Raw genomic sequence first — 419 nt, forward strand, 5'->3', positions numbered from 1 at the left:
ACGACGATCAGTGAGGTCCGCACCGCCTGTCCGACGGCGATGCCCACGCCGACGGACCCACCGCTGGCGTTGTAGCCGTAATAGGTGTGCACCAGCATCACCGCGATCGCCATCACGATGGCCTGCAGGAACGACCACAACAGGTCCGAGGGAATCAGGAAGGTATTGAAGTAGTGGTCGTACAGCCCCGCGGACTGGCCGTTGATGAACACCGTGGTGAAGCGGGCGGCGAAGAACGCGGCCAGTACCGACAGCGAATACAGCGGGATGATCGCGATGAGACCGGCGATCAGCCGGGTGGACACCAGATACGAGACCGAGTGCACCGCCATGCATTCGACGGCGTCGATCTCCTCTGATACCCGCATGGCGCCCAGTTGCGCGGTGGCACCGGCGCCGATGGTGGCCGCCAGCGCGAT

The 419-nt window shown here is 64.2% G+C and carries 1 protein-coding gene; it reads right to left on the reverse strand.

Annotated features, from left to right (window positions below):
- On the reverse strand, window positions 1-419 hold a 419-nt coding region (locus BST12_RS29565; protein ID WP_211281427.1), incomplete at both ends, for an ABC transporter permease.

The sequence above is a fragment of the Mycobacterium angelicum genome (assembly GCF_002086155.1).
Classification (GTDB): domain Bacteria; phylum Actinomycetota; class Actinomycetes; order Mycobacteriales; family Mycobacteriaceae; genus Mycobacterium; species Mycobacterium angelicum.